The 24512-nt window shown below is 63.8% G+C and carries 20 protein-coding genes; 11 read left to right on the forward strand and 9 right to left on the reverse strand.

The genetic code is table 11. The annotated features are described in order from the left end of the window. Positions 1-17: 17 nt before the first annotated feature. Positions 18-779, reverse strand: a complete 762-nt coding sequence (locus DWB23_RS04855) for a LamB/YcsF family protein (RefSeq protein ID WP_121741653.1) — start codon at positions 777-779, stop codon at positions 18-20. 135 nt (positions 780-914) lie between these two features. Then, positions 915-1826, reverse strand: coding sequence for an HFX_2341 family transcriptional regulator (locus DWB23_RS04860; protein ID WP_121741654.1), 912 nt, complete (start codon positions 1824-1826; stop codon positions 915-917). A gap of 300 nt (positions 1827-2126) precedes the next feature. Here DWB23_RS04860 and DWB23_RS04870 point away from each other — a divergent pair, with 300 nt between their 5' ends. The 3 genes from DWB23_RS04870 (at position 2127) to DWB23_RS04880 (ending at position 5602) form a co-directional block, all read left to right on the forward strand. Beyond that, positions 2127-2855: a helix-turn-helix domain-containing protein gene (locus DWB23_RS04870; protein WP_121741656.1), complete on the forward strand. Its 729-nt coding sequence runs from the start codon at positions 2127-2129 to the stop codon at positions 2853-2855. Between the two features lie 80 nt (positions 2856-2935). Continuing rightward, positions 2936-4363 (forward strand): APC family permease, encoded by a 1428-nt coding sequence (locus DWB23_RS04875; protein WP_121741657.1) that lies wholly within the window; start codon positions 2936-2938, stop codon positions 4361-4363. Positions 4364-4387: 24 nt separating this feature from the next. Next, on the forward strand, positions 4388-5602 hold the full coding sequence (locus DWB23_RS04880; protein ID WP_121741658.1) for a M20 family metallopeptidase: 1215 nt from the start codon (positions 4388-4390) through the stop codon (positions 5600-5602). A gap of 131 nt (positions 5603-5733) precedes the next feature. Here DWB23_RS04880 and DWB23_RS04885 read toward each other — a convergent pair whose 3' ends face one another. From DWB23_RS04885 to DWB23_RS04905, 5 genes are all read right to left on the reverse strand, one after another. Then, entirely contained in the window at positions 5734-7734 is a 2001-nt protein-coding gene (locus DWB23_RS04885) for a bacterio-opsin activator domain-containing protein (RefSeq protein WP_121741659.1), read from the reverse strand. Positions 7735-7829: 95 nt separating this feature from the next. Further along, entirely contained in the window at positions 7830-8483 is a 654-nt protein-coding gene (locus tag DWB23_RS04890; protein WP_121741660.1) for a hypothetical protein, read from the reverse strand. Positions 8484-8560: 77 nt separating this feature from the next. Further along, positions 8561-9019 carry a Tfx family DNA-binding protein gene (locus tag DWB23_RS04895; RefSeq protein ID WP_121741661.1) on the reverse strand — a complete coding sequence of 153 codons (459 nt, stop codon included), beginning with the start codon at positions 9017-9019 and terminating at the stop codon, positions 8561-8563. A 277-nt stretch (positions 9020-9296) separates the two neighbouring features. Continuing rightward, positions 9297-10298 (reverse strand): MBL fold metallo-hydrolase, encoded by a 1002-nt coding sequence (locus DWB23_RS04900; protein WP_121741662.1) that lies wholly within the window; start codon positions 10296-10298, stop codon positions 9297-9299. Positions 10299-10481: 183 nt separating this feature from the next. Continuing rightward, positions 10482-10967, reverse strand: coding sequence for a TRAM domain-containing protein (locus tag DWB23_RS04905; protein ID WP_121741663.1), 486 nt, complete (start codon positions 10965-10967; stop codon positions 10482-10484). A gap of 207 nt (positions 10968-11174) precedes the next feature. Here DWB23_RS04905 and DWB23_RS04910 point away from each other — a divergent pair, with 207 nt between their 5' ends. The 5 genes from DWB23_RS04910 (at position 11175) to DWB23_RS04930 (ending at position 17898) form a co-directional block, all read left to right on the forward strand. Further along, positions 11175-11966 (forward strand): electron transfer flavoprotein subunit beta/FixA family protein, encoded by a 792-nt coding sequence (locus DWB23_RS04910; protein ID WP_121741932.1) that lies wholly within the window; start codon positions 11175-11177, stop codon positions 11964-11966. After that, positions 11963-12916, forward strand: coding sequence for an electron transfer flavoprotein subunit alpha/FixB family protein (locus DWB23_RS04915; RefSeq protein ID WP_121741664.1), 954 nt, complete (start codon positions 11963-11965; stop codon positions 12914-12916). Before DWB23_RS04910 ends, DWB23_RS04915 begins: the two co-directional genes overlap by 4 nt. 293 nt (positions 12917-13209) lie before the next feature. After that, entirely contained in the window at positions 13210-14478 is a 1269-nt protein-coding gene (locus DWB23_RS04920; RefSeq protein WP_121741665.1) for an ABC transporter substrate-binding protein, read from the forward strand. Next, positions 14478-17006 (forward strand): methyl-accepting chemotaxis protein, encoded by a 2529-nt coding sequence (locus DWB23_RS04925; RefSeq protein ID WP_121741666.1) that lies wholly within the window; start codon positions 14478-14480, stop codon positions 17004-17006. The genes DWB23_RS04920 and DWB23_RS04925 overlap by 1 nt, the downstream gene beginning before the upstream one ends. 49 nt (positions 17007-17055) lie before the next feature. After that, a complete protein-coding gene (locus tag DWB23_RS04930) occupies positions 17056-17898 on the forward strand; it encodes a polyprenyl synthetase family protein (protein ID WP_121741667.1) in 843 nt (280 codons plus the stop codon). Position 17899: 1 nt separating this feature from the next. Here the strand turns inward: DWB23_RS04930 and DWB23_RS04935 are convergent, their stop codons facing one another. Further along, a complete protein-coding gene (locus tag DWB23_RS04935; protein WP_121741668.1) occupies positions 17900-19030 on the reverse strand; it encodes a DUF373 family protein in 1131 nt (376 codons plus the stop codon). A 369-nt stretch (positions 19031-19399) separates the two neighbouring features. Here DWB23_RS04935 and DWB23_RS04940 point away from each other — a divergent pair, with 369 nt between their 5' ends. After that, a complete protein-coding gene (locus DWB23_RS04940) occupies positions 19400-20395 on the forward strand; it encodes a radical SAM protein (protein WP_121741669.1) in 996 nt (331 codons plus the stop codon). Positions 20396-20835: 440 nt separating this feature from the next. Continuing rightward, positions 20836-21537, forward strand: coding sequence for a hypothetical protein (locus tag DWB23_RS04945; protein WP_121741670.1), 702 nt, complete (start codon positions 20836-20838; stop codon positions 21535-21537). Positions 21538-21569: 32 nt separating this feature from the next. On the opposite strand, the gene DWB23_RS04950 is transcribed toward DWB23_RS04945, so the two are convergent. Beyond that, entirely contained in the window at positions 21570-22949 is a 1380-nt protein-coding gene (locus DWB23_RS04950; protein ID WP_238717346.1) for a helix-turn-helix transcriptional regulator, read from the reverse strand. Between the two features lie 212 nt (positions 22950-23161). On the opposite strand from DWB23_RS04950, the gene DWB23_RS04955 reads away from it, so the two are divergent. After that, a complete protein-coding gene (locus DWB23_RS04955; RefSeq protein ID WP_121741671.1) occupies positions 23162-24367 on the forward strand; it encodes a DUF7096 domain-containing protein in 1206 nt (401 codons plus the stop codon). The last annotated feature ends 145 nt before the right edge of the window (positions 24368-24512 follow it).

Below are 24512 nucleotides of genomic sequence, written 5' to 3' on the forward strand. Positions count from 1 at the left end.
ACGATTCGAGGGGCGAATCAGACCAGTTCGTCCAACCGAGCCAGTTCGATCCTCTCCGCCTCGAGTCGGTCGTGGATCGTCTCGAGCAGTTCGACCGAATTCGGGCCGTCGCCGTGGATACAGATCGACGACGCGGGGACGTCGATCGTCGTTCCGTCGACGGCCTCGACCTCGCCGCGGGTTGCGATGGAGACGACGCGATCCGCGACCAGGTCGGGATCTTTCGGCTCGACCGATTTCTCGACGATCAGGGTTCGGTCAGGGTTGTAGTCGAGGTCGACGTAGCCCTCGAAGACGGCGTCTAGCTCGTCGTACTCTTGGGCGACCTCGTAGATGTTCATGTCGGTCGCCAGGTAGACGAGGTCGGGGTCGACCTCGAGGATGCCCTCCATGACGGCGCGGGAGTGCGCCTCGCTCTCGGAGAGCATCGAGTACATCGCGCCGTGGGGTTTGACGTGCTGGACGGTCGCCCCGTGGCGCTTTGCAAAGGCCGTCAACGCGCCCAACTGGTAGACGACGTAGTCGCGTACTTCCTCGGGCGTCGCGTCCATCGTCCGGCGGCCGAACCCCATCTTGTCCGGGAGACCGGGATGGATTCCGATCCCCACGTCGTGTTCCGCTGCGAGTTCGACGGTCTCGCGCATGACGTGCGGGTCGCCCGCGTGGTAGCCGCCGGCGATATTCGCGGAAGTGATGTAGGGCATCACCTCGCTATCGCGCCCCATCGTCCAGTTGCCGAAACTCTCTCCCATGTCGCAGTTGATATCGATTGCAGTCATCGGTGGATTGGTACCGTATCACGTCCTTCGTCGTCGATCTACTTGAGGTATCGTGACCGTGACGGATCGTAGCCCCCATCGCCGCGCCGGCGAATCGAAGCCGACCGAGACCGACCGCCGGTTTCGCGACCGCGCTCAGTACTGGGCGTCGGAACTGCTGTCGGAGTGCGCCCGCACCCACAGTTCGCCGATCCGCGAGAGTCTGGTTCGATAGGATTTGCCGTGTTCCTCGCGTTCGATGTACCCCTTGCCGCCGGGACCCAGCCGATCGACGTTGTAGATGACTTTCGAGCGAAAGCTGTCGGTGTACTCCTCGTTCAACTCGCGGGCGAGCGCCTCGGCGAGTTCCGAGACCGAGTCGAACTCGCCGTCCTCGCCGAGTTTGTAGAGGATGAGTTCCTCGAACGGCTTGACGTTCGAGAACGTGGCGACCGGTAACTCGACGATGTGACGGCCGTCGATCTCCTTCGCGCCGATCGTCGTTCCGCGCTCGTCGAACTCCGAGAGGAGATCCCGCGCGCTCTCGAGGCGAGCGTCGATCCGATCGCCGTCGATGGTCGCTTCCTGCGCGCCGAGGTCCTCGAGCAACTCGATCTGTTCGCGCAGTTCCTCGGCGAGTTCCGTCTCGAGGTACTTCTCGGGGGCGGTGTAGTAGGTGTGGATGCCCTCGCGGTCCTCCTGGCGCTCGACCATCAGGGAGTGGGCGGCGTTGGCGAACGCGAAACTGACGGTTCGCGGCATCGCGGCGACGTTCACCCAGACCTCGTTGCCCCGGTCGAGTTCGGCGGTGATCAGATCGTAGGCCTGCTCGAAGGCCGCGTCGTAGTCGTAGACGTCCTCGAGGACGAATCGCTCCGTACTCGCCCCCAGCAGGTTCCGGAAGTCGGTCTCGAGTTTCTCCGAGAGGTGTCTGGAGTACTCGACGTTGGCTTCGCTCCCGACGGCACCCTCGAGGAGGATGACGCTGTCGACGTCGATCTGATCGCGCACCAGCGGCGCGATCAGCCGGTCGTAATCGAAACCGACCGGGACGATGTGGGTTTGCATACGTGGTACAGCGGGTCGGTAGTTATAAAAACTGCCAGTCTCGCGACCGTTCGGGCGGACGGCATCGCCGTCCGCGCGCCGCTTCGGACGTCGCGAGAACCGACGGATCCGGAGATCGAGAGAACCGAAGCGGTCCACGATCGAACTCGAAGAGACCGCGGCGGGCCGATTCGGGGGTCTCGGTGGGCCGACTCGTGAACGTGTTCACATCTCGGCGGGCGGGCGCTCGGACGATTCGACGCCCGAAACGCCGGTCTACGGTCTGGTGTTTATTTATCGCCGTCTCCCGTAGCGCCACCTATGGTGACTCGCTTTCCGAGCGTCGACGAGCACGTCGAGGGATCACGGTTGCAACTCGACATCTGGCACCCGGAGTGCTGGACGCTCGAGGTCACCGACGGCGCGCCGGGCGGGTTGCTCGGACACGGCGTGTACGCCATCGACGGAAAGGCCACCGGCCGATTCACCGCGTACGGCCGATCGGTCGACGATCTGGAGGAACTCCTCGCGGCCATCGAGGCGTCGCCGTTGACCGACGAGGTGCGGGAGGCCGACCAGCACTACGCCACCGACGTCGGGACGCCCGATCCCGAGAACGCGACGACCGGGCTCGTCGTGCAGTACGAACTGACGAACAGCATCAACGACGCGCTCGTCTCGCGGGGGTTCATTCCCGACGAACCCGTCCGGATGACCGACGGCCGCGAGTACTGGACGGTCGTCATCCACGAGGATCGGGCGACGATCGCCGATCGCCTCGACGAGATCCGCGAGGAGAAATCGGCGACCGTCGAGGTCGAGACGGTACGATCGCTCCACGAGGGGGTGACGAACGGCGTGTTCCGGACCGACTGCCTGTCCGAGCGACAGCGCGAGGTGTTCGAACTCGCGCGCACCAGGGGATACTACCGCTGGCCACGCGAAACGACGGCGGCCGACCTCGCCGCGGAACTCGACATCGCCGAGGCGACGCTGCTCGAGCACCTCCGAAAAGCCGAATCGAAACTCCTCGATCCCGGCGCGGTGTGACCGGGACGCGACCGTCGACGCTCACCCCTCGCTATCTAGGGAGGGGGTTGATTTCCGGCGAATTCATGGTACTAACAGTCATGGGACCAGATGCCACAGAATCGGATCGAAGCCTCGCCCGCGATATCGGTCCCCTCGGCGCGATCGCCACCGTCGTCGCCGGGACGCTCGGGGCCGGGCTGTTCGTCACGCTCGGGACGGCCAGTTCGACGACGGGACCCAGCGTCATCCTGATCATCGCGCTGTCGGGAGTGATCGCGATGGCCATCGCGATCAACTACAGCTGGCTGGCGACGATCTTTCCCGCGGCCGGATCGACGTACTCGTACGTCACGCGAGTGTTTCGCAACCGCCTGTTCGGGTTCGTCGCGACGTGGTCGCTCTGGCTGGGGTACATGGCTGCCGTCTCCGTGCTCGCGCTCGGGTTCGGCAGCTACCTGCAGGTGTTTTACCCCGGCGTCGACCCGCAGTGGGCCGGGATCGTCCTGATCACCGTCCTGTTCGCCGTGAACATGCTCGGAGCCCGCAGATACAGCATCTCACAGAACATCATCTTCATCCTGCTGATCGTCTCGATACTGGTGCTTGTCGTTCCGGGAACGTTCACCGTCGAGGCCGGCAACTACACGCCGTTCTTCACCGGCGGGTTCGACGGCGCGCTCGCGGCCGCCGTCCCGCTGTTCTACGCCTACATCGGGATCGCCGTCGCGGGCGAGATCGGCGCCGAGGTCAAGAACCCCTCGAGAAATCTGCCGCTCGCGATGGCCGGCGGGACGCTCATCCTCATCGCCCTCTACATGTGGACCGCCGCGGTTATCTACGGCGTCGTCGGGGACTACACCGTCCTCGCGGGCTCTGACCGGCCGCTCTCGACCGCCGCGGAGACGTTCCTTCCGGTGAACGCGACCGCCATCGTCGGCATCGGCGGACTGCTGGCGACCGCCTCGAGCGTCCACGCCGTGATGGCCGCGGGGATCAAACTGCCGTACTGTTGGGCCTGGGACGAGGTGTTCTCGACGCGGTTTTCGGAGGTCAACGAGCGCTGGCGGACGCCCCACTGGTCGCTGTTCACCCTGTTTGCGGTCTCGGTCGGCCTGACCTTCTGGACGGGCGGGCTGGACCAGGTGATCGCAATCGCGACGTTCAGCTACCTGATCGCCTACGGGGCGACGTCGTTCACGGCGATGTACCTCTACCTCGAGCGGCCGGCGATGCGCGAAGAAGCGGCCTTCGATCCCGGCAGGTGGATCTTCGTTCCGGGGCTGCTCGGGCTCGGCGGCTGCGTGCTCTTGCTGTCCCAGGCCTACCAGGGATCGATGACGGTCTACGTCCCGTGGCTCGCGATCGGGCTCGTCGTATTCGGCGCGTACTGGTACAGAGGCAAGCGCTCCGACACGGACGTCGACGCGATCCTCGATACGCTGCCGGGCGTCCCGACCGACGAGTACAGTCCCGCGATCGCCGACGAACCGACGGTGGCCGACGACGGAACACCCGCAGACGATTAACGCGAGCGACCGAACACGCACACCATGAGCAAACGCTCTCACACCCCGGCAGACGGTATCGACCACGACGAGACGATCGCGTTGCTACAGGATCTCGTCCGGATACGGAGTCCGTACTTCGAGGAGGCAGAAATCGTCGAGTTCGTCTACGACTGGCTCGAGCAGGAGGGACTCGACCCGGAGTACCAGCCGGTGAGCGAGCCCGAGATCACCGGCTACGAGGGGAACAACGTCCTCGCGCGGCTCGAAGGCACGGATCCCGACGCCCCGACGCTGCTGTTGAACGCCCACGTCGACACGGTCCAGTTGGTCGAGGGGTGGGACGAGGACCCGCTCTCGGGACGGCTCGAGGACGGGAAGTGCTACGGGCAGGGCGCTTGCGACATGAAAGGCGGGCTCGCGGCGGTGCTCGTCGCGTTCCGGGCGCTCGCGGACCTCGAGCTTCGAGGCGACGTCGTCCTCGCGGCGGTCGTCGACGAGGAAGGCCCCTACGGGCTCGGCGCGAATCAGCTGCTCAGGGACGGTATCACGGACGAGTGCGACGCGGCCATCGTTACCGAGCCCGGCCCGATCCTCGCCCAGTCGGAACTCGAGAATCCGGCGCTGTTGCTCGGGGCGCGCGGACGATTTCTCTACGACATCACGGTTCGGGGACGCGCAGCCCACGGCTCGCAGCCCGAACGAGGACGGAACGCGGTGGTCGACGCCGGCGCGCTGGCCGGCGCGCTCGCGGCGATGGACGTCGGCTCGCATCCGAAACTTGGCGACGGCTCTGTCTGTCCGCTATCGATCGAAGGCGGTGGGGAGACGCTCTCGGTCCCCGAGCGCTGTCGCCTGTTGGTCGACCGCCACGTGGTGATCGGCGAGGACGCCGACTCCGTGCTGGCCGACGCCGAGCGCGTCGTCGCCGATCTCGGTCTCGACTCGGCGGTCGAAGTCGGGTTCCGCGAGGCACCCGCGACAGACGTTCGCTACGGACCGTACGTCACTGACGAGAATCACCCGCTAGTGCGTTCCTTGCGGACGGCCGCCGAGTCGGTCGCGGGACGACCTCCCGCGATCGGGTACTTCTCGAGCGTGGGCGACTTCAACTACTTCGGCCACCGCGCGGGCCTCCCGACGGTGATCGTCGGCCCGGACGGCGAGAACATTCACGGTGCTGGCGAGTTCGTCTACACCGACGAGGTCGTCGAGGTAACCCGCATTCTGGTCGACGCGGTGGCCGAGTTCGCGGGGTAGGTAATTACGGAACGGTCCCGTCGGCCGGTTCGCCCGTTCGAATCGCGGATCGAGTGGCCGAGGTCGCACATCCCCTCGCACGACGGGTACGATAGCCGTGCGATGGGTGTGCGATGGCTGTGAACACAGTTTCAGGTGGTACCATCGGGCTCGTCGAGGATCGCTCCGACGAGTTTCTTCTGGGCCGCTCGAAGGTGTTCGTGAAACGTCGCCGGCGTCACCTCCATCGCGGCCGCGACCTCCTCGCCCGAACTGTGCCGGGGCCACTCGAAGTAGCCGCCGTAGTAGGCCGTCTCGAGGGCCGTTCGCTGGCGATCGGTCAACGCCTCCGCCAGGCGATTCTGGAGTCGGTCGATCGATTCGCTCGAGGTGGAAATCTGTCTCCGGGCGACGGTCCGCGTACCGGAGTAGACGTCCACGATCTCGTCTACGACGGCACGGATGTCGGTCCCGGTGGGGAAGTGGACCGTCGTAGTGTACTCGCCGTCGTGGATGGCGGCCGCCTCGACGTAGCCGCCGTAGGCGTCGACGACGCCGAACATCGGTGGGTCGGTGATGGACAGTTCGAACGTCACGTCGCCGGCCGACCGATCGATCACCGTCACCTCGTTCCAGTGGGGGACACACTCGACGAGTTCCTCGACCAGTGGAAGGGTCTCGGCGTCCGTCGTTCCGTACTCGAGATAGCGCTCGTCGTCGATCCGGATGACGCGATCGAACCAGACCGAATGACCGGTCATCGAGGGCGCGTCGAACATCTCGACGGCGTCGTCGATGACGAGTTCGAGTTCGATCACGTCGTCGCCGAGCAACACGCGTTTGCGCTCGAGGGCGGCGATCGCGTGCCCCAGAATTTCGCCGAGTTGGCCGACGACGTCTCGTTCCTCGTCCGTGAACGCGTTTCGGCGCGCACTCGTGACGCCGAGAACGCCGTACAGGACGCTATCGTGCGTGATCGGAATCGCCGCGGCCGACCTGTAGCCGTGCTCGCGGGCGTCCTCGTGCCAGGGCTCGAACGACGGGTCCTCGAGCACGTCGTTCGAGACCTGTATCGTCTCGGTTCGGATGGCCGTACCCGCCGGACCGCGCCCGGCCGAATCGTCGGAATCTATCGAGAGCGGGATCGACTCGACGTAGCCGTCGACCCCCGCTTCGACGCGGTGAGAGACCGTGTTCGTCTTGGTATCGACGTCCGCGATGAACGCGAACTCGTAGGACGGCGAGTCTGCCAACGACTCGCACGTGGCTCGCTCGAGGTGGTCCCGCGTCGAGCCGTTGACGATCGCATCGTTGATCTCGCGGACGACACCGTTGACGTGATCGAGCGCGGCCAGCCGTTCGCGGTGGTGTTCGAGTTGCCGTTCGCGCTGTCGGGCGTCGGTGACGTCCCGCAGGATCGAGAGATGTACGCCGGGCAACACGTCGGCGACGGAGTTGTACTCGACGACGCGTTCCGTCCCGTCCGGCCGGACCAGCGAGAACGAGCCGCGAAGCCGTCCCCGCTCGAGGAACTCCTCCCAGGCCGATTCGAGGTCGTGATCGTCGTGGATGAACTCCGCGAGCGAGCGGCCGCGCAGTTCCGATCGCTCGAGACCGATCAACTCGCTTGCGGCCGGGTTGGCGGCGGATATCTCGTCATCATCGGCGACGAGGATCGCGTCGTGTGCGTCTTCGAAGATCGACCGGAGCCGTCTGTTTTCCTCTTCGAGCCGTCGTTTGCGCCGTTTGCGCTCGGTGACGTCGGAGACGACCACCGTCACGCCCGACTCGTCGGGGTAACATCGCGCCTCGAGCCAGCGGCCGGTGGGCTCGTGACGGTCCACGGCGGTGACCGGGTGCTGGCGCTCGAGGGCGGACTCGTGCGTCTCGCGAAAGAGCGACTCGAGGCCCTCGATCACGGACTCGAGCGACGCGGATCCATCGGCTCGATCGGGTTCGGTGGCTCCGTCAGTTTCGTCGCCGGCAGACCGCTCGAGTAGGGCCCTGACTCGATCGTTGACGGACGTATACTGCAGTTCAGCGTCGAGCGTGTAGACGGCGTCGTAGACGCGGTCGAACGCGCTCTCGGGATCGACGCACCGATCGACCGTCGCCTCGGGTTCGGTCTCACTCGCTCGACGCTCATCTCCCATATGGGTACCCTGAGAGTCGGTCTCAATAAACGTAGTGGGTAACGCGGTCTTTCGAACGCACGAGCGCGATCAGCGGCCGTTACGACTGTCGTCCGTCATTCGACAGCGTCGTGACCGGTACCGATATCGACCGTCCGAATCAAGTCCGCGATCGTCTCCCGGTCACGCTCCGGATCGGCGTCGAGGCCGACTCTCGGTTCGTCCGCATCCGTCGTCCCGTCCCCGTCAGCGACGGGAGCACAGTCCTCGAGCGGCAGCGTTCCCCCGGCCATTCCGTAGCTCGTTTCGGTCGGCCAGACGGCGACGTGGGCCTCCGCGTCGAGCCGGTCGCCGCCGGACGCCGTCAGTTCGGACTCGACGGGAAAACCCGCGTCGAGTACGAACCACGCGCCCGCCGCTCCGTTCGTCGCCTCGAACTCGAGCGTGTTCCGCGTCCCCTCGACGGTTACCCCCTCGCTCTCGAGGGTGTCGACGAACTGGGCCTTCGCTTTCGGCGCTGCCGTCGAGAAAAACGACCCCGGCGAGATGCCGAGGTCCGAGAGGGACGGAGAAACCGTCATCGTGACCGCGAACAGCGAACGGATCGGGATCTCACTCGCGGAGATCGCCGAGAGTCGCTCGGCCCGGTCGATCGGTTCGTACAGCGTCGTCTCGGCGGTGACCGAGGCGAGCAACACGCTCGATTCAGCGGTACGTGTTCCGATCGGTTGCCACGACTCGGCCAACGACTCCGGCAGGTCGGACGTCATCGCTCTCGCGTACGCGACCGTCGCCTTTCGGTCTGCCGATCCGATAGCGGGCGTTGTGAGAGAGTCGGTACGGGTCGTTACTCCTGGTGGCGCACGCGAACCATCCCGTCGGAGGTAACCCCGACGATCAGCGGCATTGCGACCTCGCGACCGGAGACCGCACGGCCCGCGGCGTCACTTACGACCTTCATCAGGTCCGGTGCGGTGTGATCGACCTTGACGCCCTTCTCGTCGCAGGCCTCGTAGACGAGCTGTGGAACGTCGTAGAGGTCGGTTCCGGCGGGGACGCGGACGCGAACCGGGGCCCGGAGCGCCTCCGCGAAGGCGACCGTCTCGCGAGCCTTCTCGAGATTCTCGCGCGCGCTCGACTCGACCGAGGAGACGTTCGCCCTCGAGGTGCCGAGTGACTCGGCGATGTCGGCCTGTGACACGCCGCGTTCGCGCAACGTGAGGACCTGCGCCTGTCGGTAGGTCAGCACGCTCGTCTCCGGCTCGAATCCGATTTCCGCGAGTAACTCCTCTACCTCGTCGATCACGGCGACCGCCTCCGCTCCCGATCGGCTTCGGTGTCGCGTGCGCTCATACGAGTAGCTAAGACGGCGACGGGATCAAAGCTTCGCCGGTCCGGTCTCGAGCCCGGTTCCATCTCGCGGGAGGGAAACCGGTTGCGTACGGCCCGCTGCACCGTCGTCGTCGTTCATCGCTAGTGGAGACGCGTCGAACGGTCCGTCGGTCCGTGACGTGACGGGCGGACCTCGCCTCGAGCGAGTCACAGGACGAAGATCGTAGAACGGAAGCGAAGACGGCCGCGATTCAGTATTCGAGTTCCCACCGCTTCTCGTCCATCGCGGCGAGTTCGTCGACGACGCCGGCGGCGAGCCGATACGTCGCCCCGTCACGGACGACGGTTCCCGCCCGTTCCAAGTGCTCGAGGTGGGCGTAGGACTCACCGGGGCCGTGAAGAATGTGGATGCTCTCGAGGTCGCCGAACAGGTCGTCGCTGACCGTCCAGGTGTCGCAGGGCCCCTTTCGGTCCAGCGCGTCGAGCACCCGCCAGGACCGTTCCTCGTGGTGGTCGATGATGTACTGCGCCCGATCGGCCGGATCGTCGATCGGGTCGCGGTGGCCCGGCCACGCCCGGTCGTAGTCGGCGTCGACGATCCGCCGGAGCGCCCGGAGATACTTCTCGAGCGGGTTGTCGACGCGGACGTCCGCGCCGCCGACGTTCGGGGTGTACACCGGAAGCAAGGCGTCGCCCGAGACGACCTCTCGGGGGGCATCGCCCCTACCGCCCGAGAGTTCGAACATGCAGAGTCCGGCGGCGTGACCCGAAGCGTGGACGACCTCGAGTTCGGTCCCGTTGACCGAGAACGAGTCGCCGTCCTCGAACGGAGTCACGCTCGGGGACTCCGTCGTCGCCTCTCCGTCGGCCATGAACTCGAGCAGCACCGCCCGTTTGTCCTCGGGCATCCCCCACTGTTCGAAATACCGCTCCTGTAACTCGTGTAGCTCCGCCCACGCGTCCTCGTCCCCCGCCACGAGCGCCGCGTCGGCGGCGTGAACGCAGACCTCTGCGTCGCTTTCGACCTGAATCGTTCCGGCCAGGCCGGTGTGGTCGCCGTGCCAGTGCGTGAGAAAGATCCGATCGACGTCGGCCAGACCGAGACCTCGCTCGTCGAACGCCGCCTCGAGTTGCTCGCGGGTCGTCTCCATCCAGTCGCCGGTATCGATCAGTACCGTCTCTGCCCCGTCCGCGAAGAGGTACGCATTGTTGTCGCCTTCGAACGCCGAATTAGACAGGGAAATTCGCTCCATGAGAGTATACCGCACATCAACTGCGAAAACTGTTGCGAGAGGGACGAGCGCATGCGCCGTATCGGTCCGGTAGCAGTTCGCAGGTGAAGGAATCCAAAATCCGCGCCTCGTCGGAGCGAAACGGGCGATCCATCGAGAGTGCTCCGCTGACTGTCCACTCGGCGGGAAGGCACTCGAGTCGGACTACGAGCCCCAGAAGTTATCGCGACTGCCGAGTCGTTCGCGCTGCTGTTTCGTGCCCGTCTCGTCCTCGTCGTCGGCCTCGTCGTTATCGCTGGCCGCAGCGGCATCGTCGTTGCTGTCCGAAGCCGCGTCGTCATCGTCCTCGTCCGACTCCATCGGCAGCAACTCGAGTTCTTCTGCACGCGCGTGGTTGCTGTGAACGCGGACGATTTCGACGCGAGCACGGGCCTCCGGGAGGACGCCGTCGACCATCACGATGAACCCGTCCTCGGTTCGGCCGACGCCGGCCCCGCTTTCGTGCATGTCGACGACGTCGACGACGACCTCCTCGCCCTGTTTGACGGGCTGGGTTTTGAGGTCGTTGATCGGCTGGCTGTAGTGGTTACACCACTCTTTGCCGCCTCGATCACCGTAGTGTTGACACCCCATTCCAGAGATCCGTTCAGAAAAGCTCGGACAGTCGTCGGCAAGCGGACAGTCTGCCATACGGCGTACTACCAGTGGCGTCGTTAAACCGTTTCCGTCTCGAAGATCGAACAGCCGCTCAAATAAAACGCTGGTAATATTTTGCCGGCATATCTGGCAGTTGCGTAATGGAAAACGAGAAAGTATGCGAAGAATGGTAAATAAACGCGATCCATGAGACGGCCCGTTTCGAAAAGGTTTACGGTACGGACGTAGCAGTGATAGATGATGAAAATCCTCGTTACGGTCAAAGAAGTCGCGACCGTCGAAGACGAGTTCGAGATCGAGGGCACTGAAATCGCCAGCCAGTACCTCGGTGCCGACCTCAACGAGTGGGATGACTACGCCATCGAAGAGGCCGTCCAGCTTCAGGAGGACGGCATCGCCGACGAAGTCGTCACGGTCACCATCGGCCCTGAAGAGTGCGAACAAACTATCCGTCAGGCGCTCGCCAAGGGTGCCGACCGTGCCGTCCGCGTCTGGGACGACTCACTCGAGGGCGTCGATCTGCTCGACGTCAACGCGAAGACGGAGATTCTGAGCGGCGTCGTCGAAGCAGAGGACCCCGATCTCGTCCTTACAGGCGTCCAGGCCGGCGACGACAGCTTCGCCGCGACCGGCGTCTCCCTGGCCGAAGAGATCGGCGCACAGTGGGGAGCCGTCGTCAACCACCTGGAGCACGAGTTCGACGACGACCTCGCCTCCGTCCGGCGCGAACTCGAGGGGGGCGTCGAGGAGCTGACAGAGATCGAACTGCCGGCGGTCCTGACGATCCAGACGGGGATCAACGAGCCGCGCTACGCGAGTCTGCGCGGCATCCGTCAGGCCCAGCGCAAGGAACTCGACGTCCAGACGCTCGCCGACCTCGGCGTCGACGAGAGCGCGATCGACGCCGAACTCACCCTGACGGACATGTACGAGCCGGAAAGCGAGAGCGACGTGACGATCTGGGAGGGCAGCGCCGAGGAGACGGCCGCGGAGTTGGGTGACCTGCTCCGCGACAAGGGGGTGGCACCATGACGGACGTCCTCGCGATCACGGAACACCGCCGCGGCGAGCTGCGCGACGTCAGCTACGAGATCATCACCGCGGGCCGCCAACTGGCCGACGAGACCGGCGGCGATCTGCACCTGGCCGTCATCAGCGGTACCGTCGACGAGTTCGCGGAGAAACTCAACCGCGACGGCGTCGAGGCCATTCACACCGTTTCCTACGGCGAGGAGTTCAACCACGACGTCTACACGCAGGCGATCACGCAGCTCTACGACGAACTCGCCCCGCAGTACGTCCTCGCACCCAACAGCGTCAACGGACTCGACTACGCACCCGCCGTCGCAAACGCCCTCGACCTGCCGGTCGTGACCGACACGATCGACCTCGAGACGGACGGCGAGACCCTGATCGCGACCCGCGAGATGTACGGCGGCAAGGTCGAGACGACCAACGAACTCGAGGGCGAAGCCGTCGCCACGATCCGGAGCACCGAGTGGCCCCAGAGCGACGGAACGGGCGACGCCTCGATCGAGGCGTTCGACGCCGACATCGACGAGGACGCCATCGGCTCGAGCGTCAACGGCTTCGAGGAAGTCGCCGGCGGCGACGTCGATATCAGCGAAGCCGACGTGCTCGTCTCCGTCGGTCGCGGGATCGAAGAGGAGGACAACATCCCGCTCATCGAGGACCTCGCCGAGGCGCTCGGCGCGACGGTGTCGTCCTCGCGACCGATCGTCGACAACGGCTGGCTGCCCAAGAACCGCCAGGTCGGCCAGTCCGGGAAGGTCGTCACGCCCGACGTCTACATCGCCATCGGGATTTCCGGCGCCGTCCAGCACGTTGCTGGGATGAAGGGCTCCGATACGATCGTCGCGATCAATACGGACCCCAACGCGCCGATCATGGACATCGCGGACTACGCGATCCACGACGACCTCTTCGACGTCGTGCCCGCGCTGACCGAAGAGTTCCAGTAGCGGTACCGAAAGCGGACGGGATTCTTTCGGTGTGTTGACCGAGAGTCGTCGTGCGAGGCGAGTGGGTCGCGGGGATCGCCGCGCTCACGGACCGTTCGCGCGGCGATGCCATCCACAAGGACTCTTGAAATAGTCGAACAGTATCTACTCCGCTTATATTTTTATCTCGAATATAAGAATTATTATGACTGTGAGCCAGATGGCAGTCGAAGCTCGGTAGAAGTGTTGCCGAATTTATGAATTATTCGGTGATTGTCCCGTATTTATATATACTAGTGCTCAGATACGAAGATATGTCATTCCGAACGAGGCGACGGGAGCTACTGATGGGGGTGGCCGCCGCTGGGTGCAGCGGTCTCGCTGGCTGTCTCAGTAGCGTTTCCGGACTCGACGTCGGTGATACCGACGACGGAGACGAAGATCGCACCGACCGAACGCTCAAACTGGGAATCATGCAACCGCTCACCGGTGATCTCGGTTCCGTGGGGAAGCCGATCCGTGACGCCGCGTTACTGCCGATCACCCAGGTCGAAGACGATATCGACCTCGAGATCGAGCACGAAGTGGTCGACACGGAGACGTCCGCGGCGACGGGCGTTCAGCGAGCGTCCCAGCTCGTCAACGCGGGCTATCCGATGGTCAACGGGCCGGCGGCTTCCGACGTGGCCCTGCAGGCGACCCAGCAGGTACTCATCCCGCACCGGGTCGTCAGCTGCTCACCGTCGGCGACGACGCCGACGATCACGGCGCTGAACGACGCCGGCCTCGTCTTTCGGACGGCACTGTCGGACTCGTTGCAGGCGGTCGTCCTCGCCGAGCAGGCCACGGCGGACCTCGGCCACGATACGGCGGCCACGATGTACGTCAACAACGACTACGGCTGGCAGCTGAGTCAGGCGTTTACGCAGGCGTTTGAAGCGACCCACGGCGGGTCGGTCTCGGTGCAGGTTCCGATAAACGAGGAGAGCGATTCCTACGCTGATGCACTCGAGCGGGCTCGAGCAGACGATCCAGGGCTGTTGATCGTGATCGGGTATCCGGAGACGGGCACGCAGTTATTTAGCGATCTGGGCGACGATATCGGCGACGTCGACGTGCTCGTCACGGACGGACTCCGAGACGGCGGCCTTCACGAGGAAGTCGATCACTCGATCGACGGAATCCGCGGAACGGCACCGCTGGTCGGCGGGCCCGGCGAGGCGTTTTTCTCCGACCTCTATCAGGAAACGTACGACGCCGAACCGGGAATTTTCACGGCCCACACCTACGATTCGACGGCCGTTCTCTTGCTCGCCAACGCCTACGCCGGGCAGAATGACGGGACGGCGATCAGAAACGCCATGCAGACGGTCACGAACGGACCCGGCGAGGTGATCGAGCCGAAGACGCTCGCCGATGGTCTCGAACTCGCGGCACAGGGGGAAAACATCGAGTACCGGGGCGCCTCGAGTGCGCTGTCGTTCGACGATAACGGTGACGTGATGGACGCAACGTTCGAATACTGGGAGTTCGATCAAGATGCAGAGGGTGGAATCGCCGAAATTGACAGGGTGACCACGTAATGTCGGGAATCAAAAAACTGGTGCCGTCGTTCGTCAGACGGCGATACCTCGCGAAGTTCGTAATCTCGATTCTGGCGGTCGTCCTGGTCATCGCCCTGGTCGGTTTCATCAGTCACGGCGCGATCGACGAAACGGTTAGAGCCGATTCGAACGAGCAACTCGAGTCGACTGCCGAGTTACAGGCGGACGGAATCGGCGACTGGGTCGAGTCGATGCGGGTCCAGACGCGGTCGGCGTCCTCCTCGCCGGTGTTACAGGAGGGTGATCCGCAGACGGTCCAGGGTGAACTCGTGGAGGCGCAAGCGAGGATGTCCGTCGACGTGCGGGCGATTCACTACGTCGACACCGAAAACGGCGAGGTCGTCACGAGCACGGACGCGGAACTCCGCGGCGAATCGCTCGACGACGTCGAGGATCCGTGGACGACGACCGACTTCGCGAGCGAACTCGCGTTCGACGGCGCGGTCTGGAACTCCGAATCGGCCTACCAATCGCCGTCGCTCGACGACCAGGTGATGGCCTTCGCCAGTCCGGTAACCGAGCGCAACGACCGCGTCGTCGTCGTCATCGGCACGCTCGAGTACCGCGTCCAGCAACTCCAACAGGAAGGAGCGTCGTCGTCGACGGCCATCATCGACGCCAACGGAACGCCGGTCCTGCAGGCCGAAAACGCCTCGATCGACGAGACGTCGGTCGACGAGGATGCGCTCGAGGCCGCCCTCGGCGGTCGGCTAACGCGCATCGAGGACGAGGAGTTCGTTCGAGCGTACACGCCGGTCGGCGACACGCAGTGGGTCGCCGTCACGAGCGTTCCGACCGAACAGGCCTACGGTGTCGCGAGCGACGTCGGTACCAACGTCATCGCGATGGTGCTCGTCAGCCTGATCACGCTCGGACTCGTCGGCGTCGTCCTGGGTCGACAGACCGTCGTTCCGCTGGCCGAACTGCGCGATCGGACGAAAGAGATGGAGCAGGGCAACCTCGGGGTCGATCTCGAGACGTCCCGGTCCGACGAGATCGGTCGGTTGTACGACGGGTTCGACAGCATGCGCACCTCGCTACGGGATCAGATCGAGGAGGCCGAAGCGGCGCGCCAGGACGCCGAACAGGCGCGCGCCGAGACCGAGGCGATAAACCAGCACCTCGAGGCGAAAGCGGACGAGTACCGCGACGTGATGGCCCAGTGTGCCACGGGCGATCTGACCCAGCGGCTCGATCCCGAAAGCGAGAGCGAGGCGATGGCCGACATCGCCCGCTCGTTCAACTCGATGGTCGACGAGCTTGAGGAGACGACCGCACACGTCAAGACGTTCGCTACCGAGGTCGCGACCGCGAGCGAAGAGGTGACGACGAGCGCCGAGGAGGTCCGATCGGCATCCGAACAGGTGACCGAGTCCGTCCAGGAGATCTCCGACGGCGCGGATCGACAGAATCAGCACTTACAAGCGGTATCGAACGAGATCAGCGGGCTTTCGACGACGACCGAACAGATCGCAGCGTCGTCGAACGAAGTCGCCGATCTCTCCGAACGGACGGCAGAAACGGGCCGACACGGACGGAAAGCGGCACAGGAAGCGATCGACGGGATGCACGAGATCGAGTCGGAATCGAACGAGGCCGTCGAGGCGATCAAGGCGCTCGAGGCGGAGATGGAACAGATCGACGAACTGGTCGAGTTCATCTCCGACGTCGCCCGCCAGACGAACATGCTCGCGCTGAACGCCAACATCGAGGCGTCACGCGGTGGGGCCGGTGGTGACGACGGGAACGGGTTCGCCGTCGTCGCATCCCAGGTCAAAGAGCTCGCCGAAGATACGAGAGAGACCGCCGAAGACATCGAGAAGCGACTCGAGCGAATCAACGAGCGGACGGATCACACGGCGACGGAGGTACAGAAGACCGCCGACCGGATCTCGACGCACGTCGACTCCGTCGAGAACGCGGCTTCGGCGCTCGACGAGATCGCGGACTACGCGAGTCAGACCAACGACGGCGTTCAGGAGATCTCCGCGGCGTCCGAAGAGCAGGCCGCCTCGACGCAGGAAGTCGTCGCGATGACGTCGGCGGCGACCGGTATCTCCGAGACGACGGCACAGGAGGCCCAGCACGTGGCCGCAGCCGCCGAAGAGCAGACGTCGGCGCTCGCCGAGGTTTCGGAGAACGCGAACTCCCTCGCCGGACAGGCGGCACAGCTGAGCGAGGCGCTCGACCGCTTCGAGACCGACCGGGGAATAACCGCCTGGGAATCGGACGGCGACTCTGAACTGACCTACGAGGAGGGGACGTCCATACCCGAGGAGATCCCCGTAGAACCCGAAACGGACGGTCAAACGTTTGACGGCGACGGAACGACGGGCATCGGTTCGAGCAACGCACCGATCGAGACGGACGAGAAAACTGCCGACGCAGAAGAGACGGAGGACGACGCGGAGGGGACGAACGCCGACGCGACGGAATCGGAGGACGATGCGTCGACGTCTCCGAGCACCGATCAGCCGTTCTCGTTCGACGAAGTCGACGAGACGTAGCTTCGGCGGAACCGTCACGTACTTTTTACCCCCGTCCTAAGCGCTGGCAATGGAACGGCTGGTGCGTCGTCGGGCGCTGATCGAGGAGCGACTCGTCGAGGTTATCGACGGCCTCGAGCCGGAGACGCTCAGGGATGAGGTTCGCCACACGGCGCTCTCGGGCGGGAAACGTGTCCGACCGATGGTGACGTTACTGACCTGTGAAACCGTCGGCGGGACGGCCGAAGACGCGGTGGATTTCGGCGTGGGCATCGAACTGGTCCACAGCGCATCGCTGGTAATCGACGACATCATCGATCGCTCGGAGCTGCGGCGTGGCACGACCAGCGCGTGGGCCGAGTTCGGACACGGTCCGGCGATCATCACCAGCGACGGCCTGCTCGGCGAGGCCTTCGCCCTCTTTTCTGCTGATCCGAACGCGACGCAGGTCGTCGCCGAAGCGATGGTCGAACTCGGTATTGGCGAAGCGACGGAGCTGTCGGCCAAGCCCGAGACCGAAGCGGAGTACATGACGCTGGCCCGACGCAAGACCGGAGCCCTCTTTCGGGCTGCCGCGGAACTCGGAGCCATCGCCGCCAAATCGGACCCGGTTATCGTCGAAGCAGTCGGCGAGTACGCCGAACGGGTCGGCGTCGCCTTCCAGATCAGAGACGACGTTCTGGACGCGATCGCCGCGCCCGAAGAACTGGGCAAACCGACCGGCCACGATGCAGCCTTAGAGCGCCCGTCGGTCGTTCAGGTGACAGATCTCACGCCCGAGGAGGCCAACGCCCGCGCTCGAGCCGAGTCCGACCGGGCGATCAAGGCGCTGGACCGCGTCGAGGTCGCCGATCCGACATCGAGGGACTATCTCCTCGAGTTAGCGGAGTTCGTCGTCGAGCGCGAGCGATAGCTCACACGCGCCCCATCTGTCGCGTGCCGTCGTCGGCCTCCTGGTCCTCGTCCGCCGACCCCGAAAACCGAGATTCGGCGACGGCGAAGGTAAGCGTGCTCACGATACCGAGGAGCGTGCCCGCGGTCAGCGCCGCCGCGAGGTAGTTGATCTCGACTTCGTCGAGGAAGAAGGCGCTCACCGCGTAGAGAACGATGGCGATCGAGAGGACGTAGAAGGGGGCGTTGAGATACCGCCACTCGAGGGTACCCGCGATGTACTCGTCGGTAATCTGGCCGAGGCTGGTGGTGATCCCCGCGGCAGCGAGCCACTGGATCGAGCCGTAGACGAGCGCGGCGACCATCACCGGGGCGCCGAGTTCGCCGGTGGTCGTGCGTTGTGCCTCCTCCAAAGCGTTCATCCCGCTCACACCGCCGAGGACGAACAACGCGGCGGCGACGACGTAGGCGAGCAGCGTCGTCCGACCGGCGTACAACGATCGGCGGGCGCGTTCGACCGCCTCGTCGAGGCGATCTCCCAGCCCGAGTCCGCGAGAGATGAGATACAGGCCGAGCAGCGCCGAGGTCGTTCCGAGGACGAAACCCGGCATCTCGAGGAGGGAACCGATCAGCGCGAGCGGATAAATGAGGAGCAAAATCCCCAGCGGAATCAACACCGTTCCCCGCGTTTCGGGGTCGTTCAGCACCTGTTTGATCGTGTAGTACATCGACTCCAGGTTCTGGGCCTGTCGGACGACGACGCGCCGGACGCCGTCGATCGGGACTCGAGAGCGGATGATCGGGATGACGGATTCGTCTTGTGCGCCGTCGGTGACGACGAGGACGGTAACGTCCTCCGCGGTCGAAAGGCTCGCGAGAACGGTGTCGACCTCGTCGCCGACCTCGCGGTTTGCGTTGACGTCTCCCTCGTCGTTGCCGGTGACGACGGCAACCTCGACGCTCTCGTCGCGTTCGTCGAGGTCGTCGTAGATGTGTAATCCCTGGAAGATCACGTTGACGTCGGAGTCCTCCGGATCCGCGGTTGCGAGCGCGACGGCCGACTCTTCGACGGGATCACGACCGATGACCGGAGTCGAAAAGCCGGTTTTTCGACCGAGGTCGTCGTCGAGGTCGACACAGAGGACCAGCAGCATCTGCCCGGACGTTCGAGCGCAGGGTATTTCCATCTTCTGGGGACGACAGAATTCAGCGGGTCTCGGAACGAACACCGCCGTCGATACCTCGAGGTCGCCGCCGGTTCGGCGACTGTGGTCGCCGTCACCGATCGGACGTCTGGGTCGCCATCGACACAGAGAACATCGGTCCGGGAGGACAGTAGATGACATCCCATTTCGATCCAGCGTATACCAGTATCCGCCTGAGCACCCCATCCGAGCGGCACAGTAGCGACAGGGATGACGTGGTGATCGGTATCGTGGGACCAGTACGCAGGTGTCGAGCCCCCGTATCCGACGTGTTCGTTTCGCACGGCTTTTGTGAGTCGGCCCAGTACGTACCGTTGAATGATTTCGAAGGGCTGTGAGCAGTGCGCGAAAGGCGGAAAGATGGTCATGTTCGTCTACGGCTACTGTGACCAGCGCGACTGCTTTTACTGCCCGCTCGGTGAGAACCGAAAGAACGTCACCGACGTCTACGCCAACGAACGCCTCGTCGAGAGCGACGAGGACGTCCTCGAGGAGGCCCACCGGATGGACGCACTGGGCACCTCGATCACCGGCGGCGAACCGCAGGAAGCGCTCGACCGAACCTGCCACTACCTCTCTCTGCTCAAAGACGAGTTCGGCGAGGATCACCACACCCACCTCTACACCGGCATCACCGGCGGCCGCGAGAACATGCGACGGCTCTCGGCGGCCGGCCTCGACGAGATCCGGTTCCACCCGCCCCTCGAGCAGTGGGGCGACCTCCACGGCACTGAGTGGGAAGAGATCCTCTACGTCGCCCGCGAAGAGGGACTCACCCCGGCGTTCGAGATTCCCGGCATTCGACCCGAGGTGGAGTTCCTCGAGTTCCTCGACGAGGGCGCTGCCGAGTTCTGTAACGTCAACGAATTCGAGATGAGCGACGGGAACTACCGCCGGATGCAACAGGAGGGGTTCGAACTCAAAGAGGACCACATGAGCGCCGTCGACAACGACCGCGACGAACTCCTCGAGGTGATGGGCGACCACGAGAAGGTCTACTTCTGTACCTCCGTCTTCAAGGACGCGGCCCAGCATCGCCGGCGACTCAAACGGATGGCCCGCAACGTCCGACGCGAGTTCGACGACGTCACCGACGACGGAACGCTCGTCTACGGCAAAACGTACACGGATCCCGATCGCTTCGAAGCGCTCGGCGTCCCCGAGGAGTTCTACACCGTCAAAACCAACCACGTCGAGGTCGCCTGGTGGCTTCTCGAGGAGATGATCGAGGACGGTGACGTCGAAGAGGGCGAAATCGTCGAACAGTATCCGAGCTACGACGGGCAAGTCGTCGAACGGACGCCCCTGGCGTAACACCGCGAGTGAGCGGAACGAACGAGCGGCCTTTTTTCATCGAAGTTTTTTTGCGCGAGCGGTGCGCCGTCGGCGCACCCGAGCGGAAAAAAGTTCGCGACGCGGTATCCGAGCTACGACGGGCAAGTCGTCGAACGGACGCCCCTGGCGTAGAGCAACACTCCGCGAGTGGCCGTCGGAAGCGAGTAGCGTTTGCGGTCGCGTTCTTTGTGAGCGGGGCTGGCGGATGGTGTGATCGATCCGGAACACGTGAACTCGCGTGAAAGATCGGATACGGCCGACTTCAGATCGTTGAGCGTACGGTAACGATTGTTTCACCGCGTCCAAAATAGCGGAACCGACCGTCTCGAGGCCGTACTGTGCCGTCTCTTGATAGTTCTCGGAATCGCCGTTTATACAGGGTGTAGTAATAAGCGATTATCCCGGAAGAAGCAGCTACGATGCAATTCCGAAACTATGCTGTCGTGGCGGTTGCACTCCTCGTACTCCTCTCGGGGTGCGGTGCATTCGGGGTAACGCAGTCAGACGACCCGTCGAACGAGACGGACATCGAAGGCGACAACGCGGAGAACGGGTCGACGACCGACGACGGAGACGAGACCGACGGTGAAGGAGACGACACTGACCACGAAGACGGGACGACCGATTCGGAGGACGAATCGACGGCGAACGCGGAGTGGAATCCGCCGGCGGAGCCGAACCGACCGCTAGAAGACAAGCGCGAAGACCGGATCGAGAGCGTCGAGTTCGTGGACAAAGAGCCCGCGGCGAACGGGGACGGCTACTCGAACTTCAACCTCGAGGTGGTCGCCAACACCAGCATGGAGAACGTCGATCCGCCGGAACACGGTAACGTGATCGGTGAGCCGTACTTCTTCGTCAAGATCAACGAGGACGAGCAGAAGCTAATCGAACGCACCGGGCAGGTCAGTATGGACGAAAACGGCACGTACCACATCGAGGTTCGGCCGGCCGGAATCGAGGAGTTCGGCGACGGCCCGCTGACCGTCGAAGTCTTCCTGATGGACGAGGACAAAGACTGGGACGACATCTACGACGCCGTGGGACAGGAGATCCACTTCAATCCGGACTCTGACGGCGACGCCGAGGAAGAGACCGACTCGGAGACGACCGAAAACTGAGCGTCTCGGGCTGAAGCCAGCAACCGATCCGATCAATCGAGTTCGGTCGGGTCGACTTCGGGAAGCGTAATGAGGTTCTCGCGACCGATTCGGAGTTTCTCTATGTCGCCGTCGTCGTCCATCTGTGAGAGCAATTGGGACACCTTCGCGTTCGACCAGCCGGTTTCCGTGACGATCGAGGCCTGTTTCATTCGACCGTTGTTTCGCGTGAGCATTCGAAGCACGCGCTCCTCGTCGCTCAACAGTTCGGGGTCGATCCCGTCGTCGACGTTCTCCTCGAACTCGAGGTACGTACCGGCGGCCGTCGGGGAATCGATATTCGAGGCTGACGCGGTCTCGGATCGTGAGCGGACTGCCGTCCCACCATCGGCGCCTGCGCCACTCGAGTCTTGCCGGTGGTCCCGCTTGCCCTGATCGTTTCGATCGACGAGTCGAGAGCCGATACGGCCGAAGTACCCACCGATTTCGAGCCGGGCGACGCGTTCGGCGAGTCGGTCGAGCGGAGCCGGCAGGTCGACGGTCGGCTTCCAGCGCGCGAGGAGGTAGCTGCTGGTCCCGACAACGACGACGAGTACGAACAGGCCGCCGAGCAGCCATCCCGAAAGTCCGGGACCGGAGCTGGTACCGGTGCCGCTGCGAACGAAGACGATCTCGAGTTCATCATCGCTAAACTGGTACGGGCCGGTCCACTCGAGTTGCGTCGGCGTCTCGAGGGCGAATCCGGACGGCGAGTCGATGACGAGGCGCTGACTATCGGCAAGCGTCGGCAGCCACGTCAGCGCATCGCCGAAGTAGATTCGATCCGCATCAACCGTGGCGAAGTTCGTCCACGTGAACGAGTAGGAGATGATGCCGACGCGGGGCTCCGTGCCTTCGGTGGAGTTGGACGCAGCGTGGCCCTCGATTCCCGCATCCTCGAGCGAGACGATACGCCCCTCGTTCCAGCCTTCGTTCTCGAGCGTCATCTCGCGGCCGGTCGCCTGTTGTGCATCCCGTCGGAACGTGTCGAACTGCCGGGGGTCGTACGAGACGTCTCGCTGCCCGCTCGTGACTGCGTCAGCGTAGTCGATAAACTCCGCTTCTTCCTCCGCATCAGTCAGAAGGAACCGGCTCTCGATCGTCAACGTCGTATTACCGTTCTCGTGAACGTCGAGTCGAATCACCTGTTTCGGATCGACGGAATCGAGCGAGGACTGGGTGACTGCCGGGTTCGATGACGCAGTCGCCGGAGATTGTGAGCCAGTCGAACTCGCGTAGGATGCGGATTCTAGTAGCGGCCGATCGGCGATCGAATTCGTCTGTGCGTGCTCGGGTGCAGGCGCAAACGCAGTCGGCGTGGCGGCCACCACCCCGAGGAGGGACGTCGCGAGGAGGACTGTGAGGGCGAGCGTAACGGCGGTGGATACCCGCATGCGTATCAACGGGTGGTTTCCGGGAGGAAAAAACACTTTCCATCGCAAAATAAAACGTTACGGCTGGAACTGAACGGTCTCCGCGACGGAGATTGCATCTTCCAACGGCCGCAAAACGGGTAGAAACGCCCCGAATCGAGTGAGAGTGATCACCAAGGCTACCCGTTACTAGTGCGACCAGTTTTTGTATCAGGGGTTCATACAGTGTGTCGATGAACAGCGCGATACCTGCCCTCCTCGCGTTGCTTCTCGTCTCCTCGCTCGTCGCCATCCCCGTCGTGGCGGGACCCGGAGATGGGGTGCAAGACCGACCACAGGCAGCCCTGCAGGAACAGACGGTAACGAACGAAACGGCGGCCGAGGGAACGACCAATCGGCTCTCGCTCGACGGAGAGATCAGAAGCGAGTACGTCGAATACGGAGCCGACTTCGGAACGCTACTCGCGAGTACCGACGACGAGTTGCGTGACGATTACGAACAGTACACGATCCTCGACCGTCGCTTCGACGAAGTGACCACCGACGAACAAAAGCAGATGGTTCAGGCGGCAAACGAGAACATCGAAGACCGGGCGGACGAACTCGAGGAACGGGAGAGAAACGCCGTCAGAGACCACGCCTCGGGAGAGATGTCAACGACCGAATTGCTCCAGATCCTGTTGCGAAATTACCACGAGGCGGCGGTGCTCTCGGATGCCCTCGACGATATCGAGGGGCGAGCGGATCGGATTCCGGGTTACTCGTTGCCGATCAAAGACAAACAGAACGAACTCGAGATGCACCGGACGCCGGTACGAACGTCCCTCGAAACGGCAGCACGCGGGCTTGAAGACGAAATTACCGTTGCTGTGGAAACCTCAGAAAGCGGATACACACTCACGACCCTCGACAACAACTACGTCCGCGAGGCAACTCGGTTCGACAATCGCAAGGCCGCGTGGGGTAGCGAGTTCGACGATATTACTGACGCCTACAACCACGCCGGCGAGTTGTATCCGTGGGTGTTCGAAACCGGCCGCTCACCGACAGCCAACGAACACACGTCGGTAAACCTGTATCGAATTCAGGCGTCCCACGATCAGGGACGGTTCGAGGCGTATCTCGACGGCGGGACGGGTAACGTTCACCGAGAGGTACAGGAACTGAGCCACAGATCGCTACCGATCGAGACCGAAACGCGCTGGTCCGAAAACGGTCTCAACGTGTCGCTCAGCGAGACGCCGAGAAACGGGCCGGCCGAGATCACGGTGACTGACGCGGAAACCGACGAGCCCGAGACGGCGACGGTGACGGTCGATGGATTCGAGGTCGATCAAACCGACAATGATGGTGTCCTCTGGTTTACCCCACCGTCTGGAACGTACGACCTGGTGGTAGAGTCGGACTCGAACAGCGTCGAAATAACGGTTCCGGAGTGATAACGCGGAATCGCTCTCGCCGACATGAACGCCGCGCGGCAACCACGTAGCCGAACGCGCGTACCGTCCCGCCAGAGATCCGGTTCGATCCGTTCAGTCGGGTAGTAGTGAGCGAGACGACGACAAATTTACTCGGGCGAACGTT

It is taken from the genome of Natronorubrum halophilum (assembly GCF_003670115.1).
In the GTDB taxonomy this organism is placed as follows: domain Archaea; phylum Halobacteriota; class Halobacteria; order Halobacteriales; family Natrialbaceae; genus Natronorubrum; species Natronorubrum halophilum.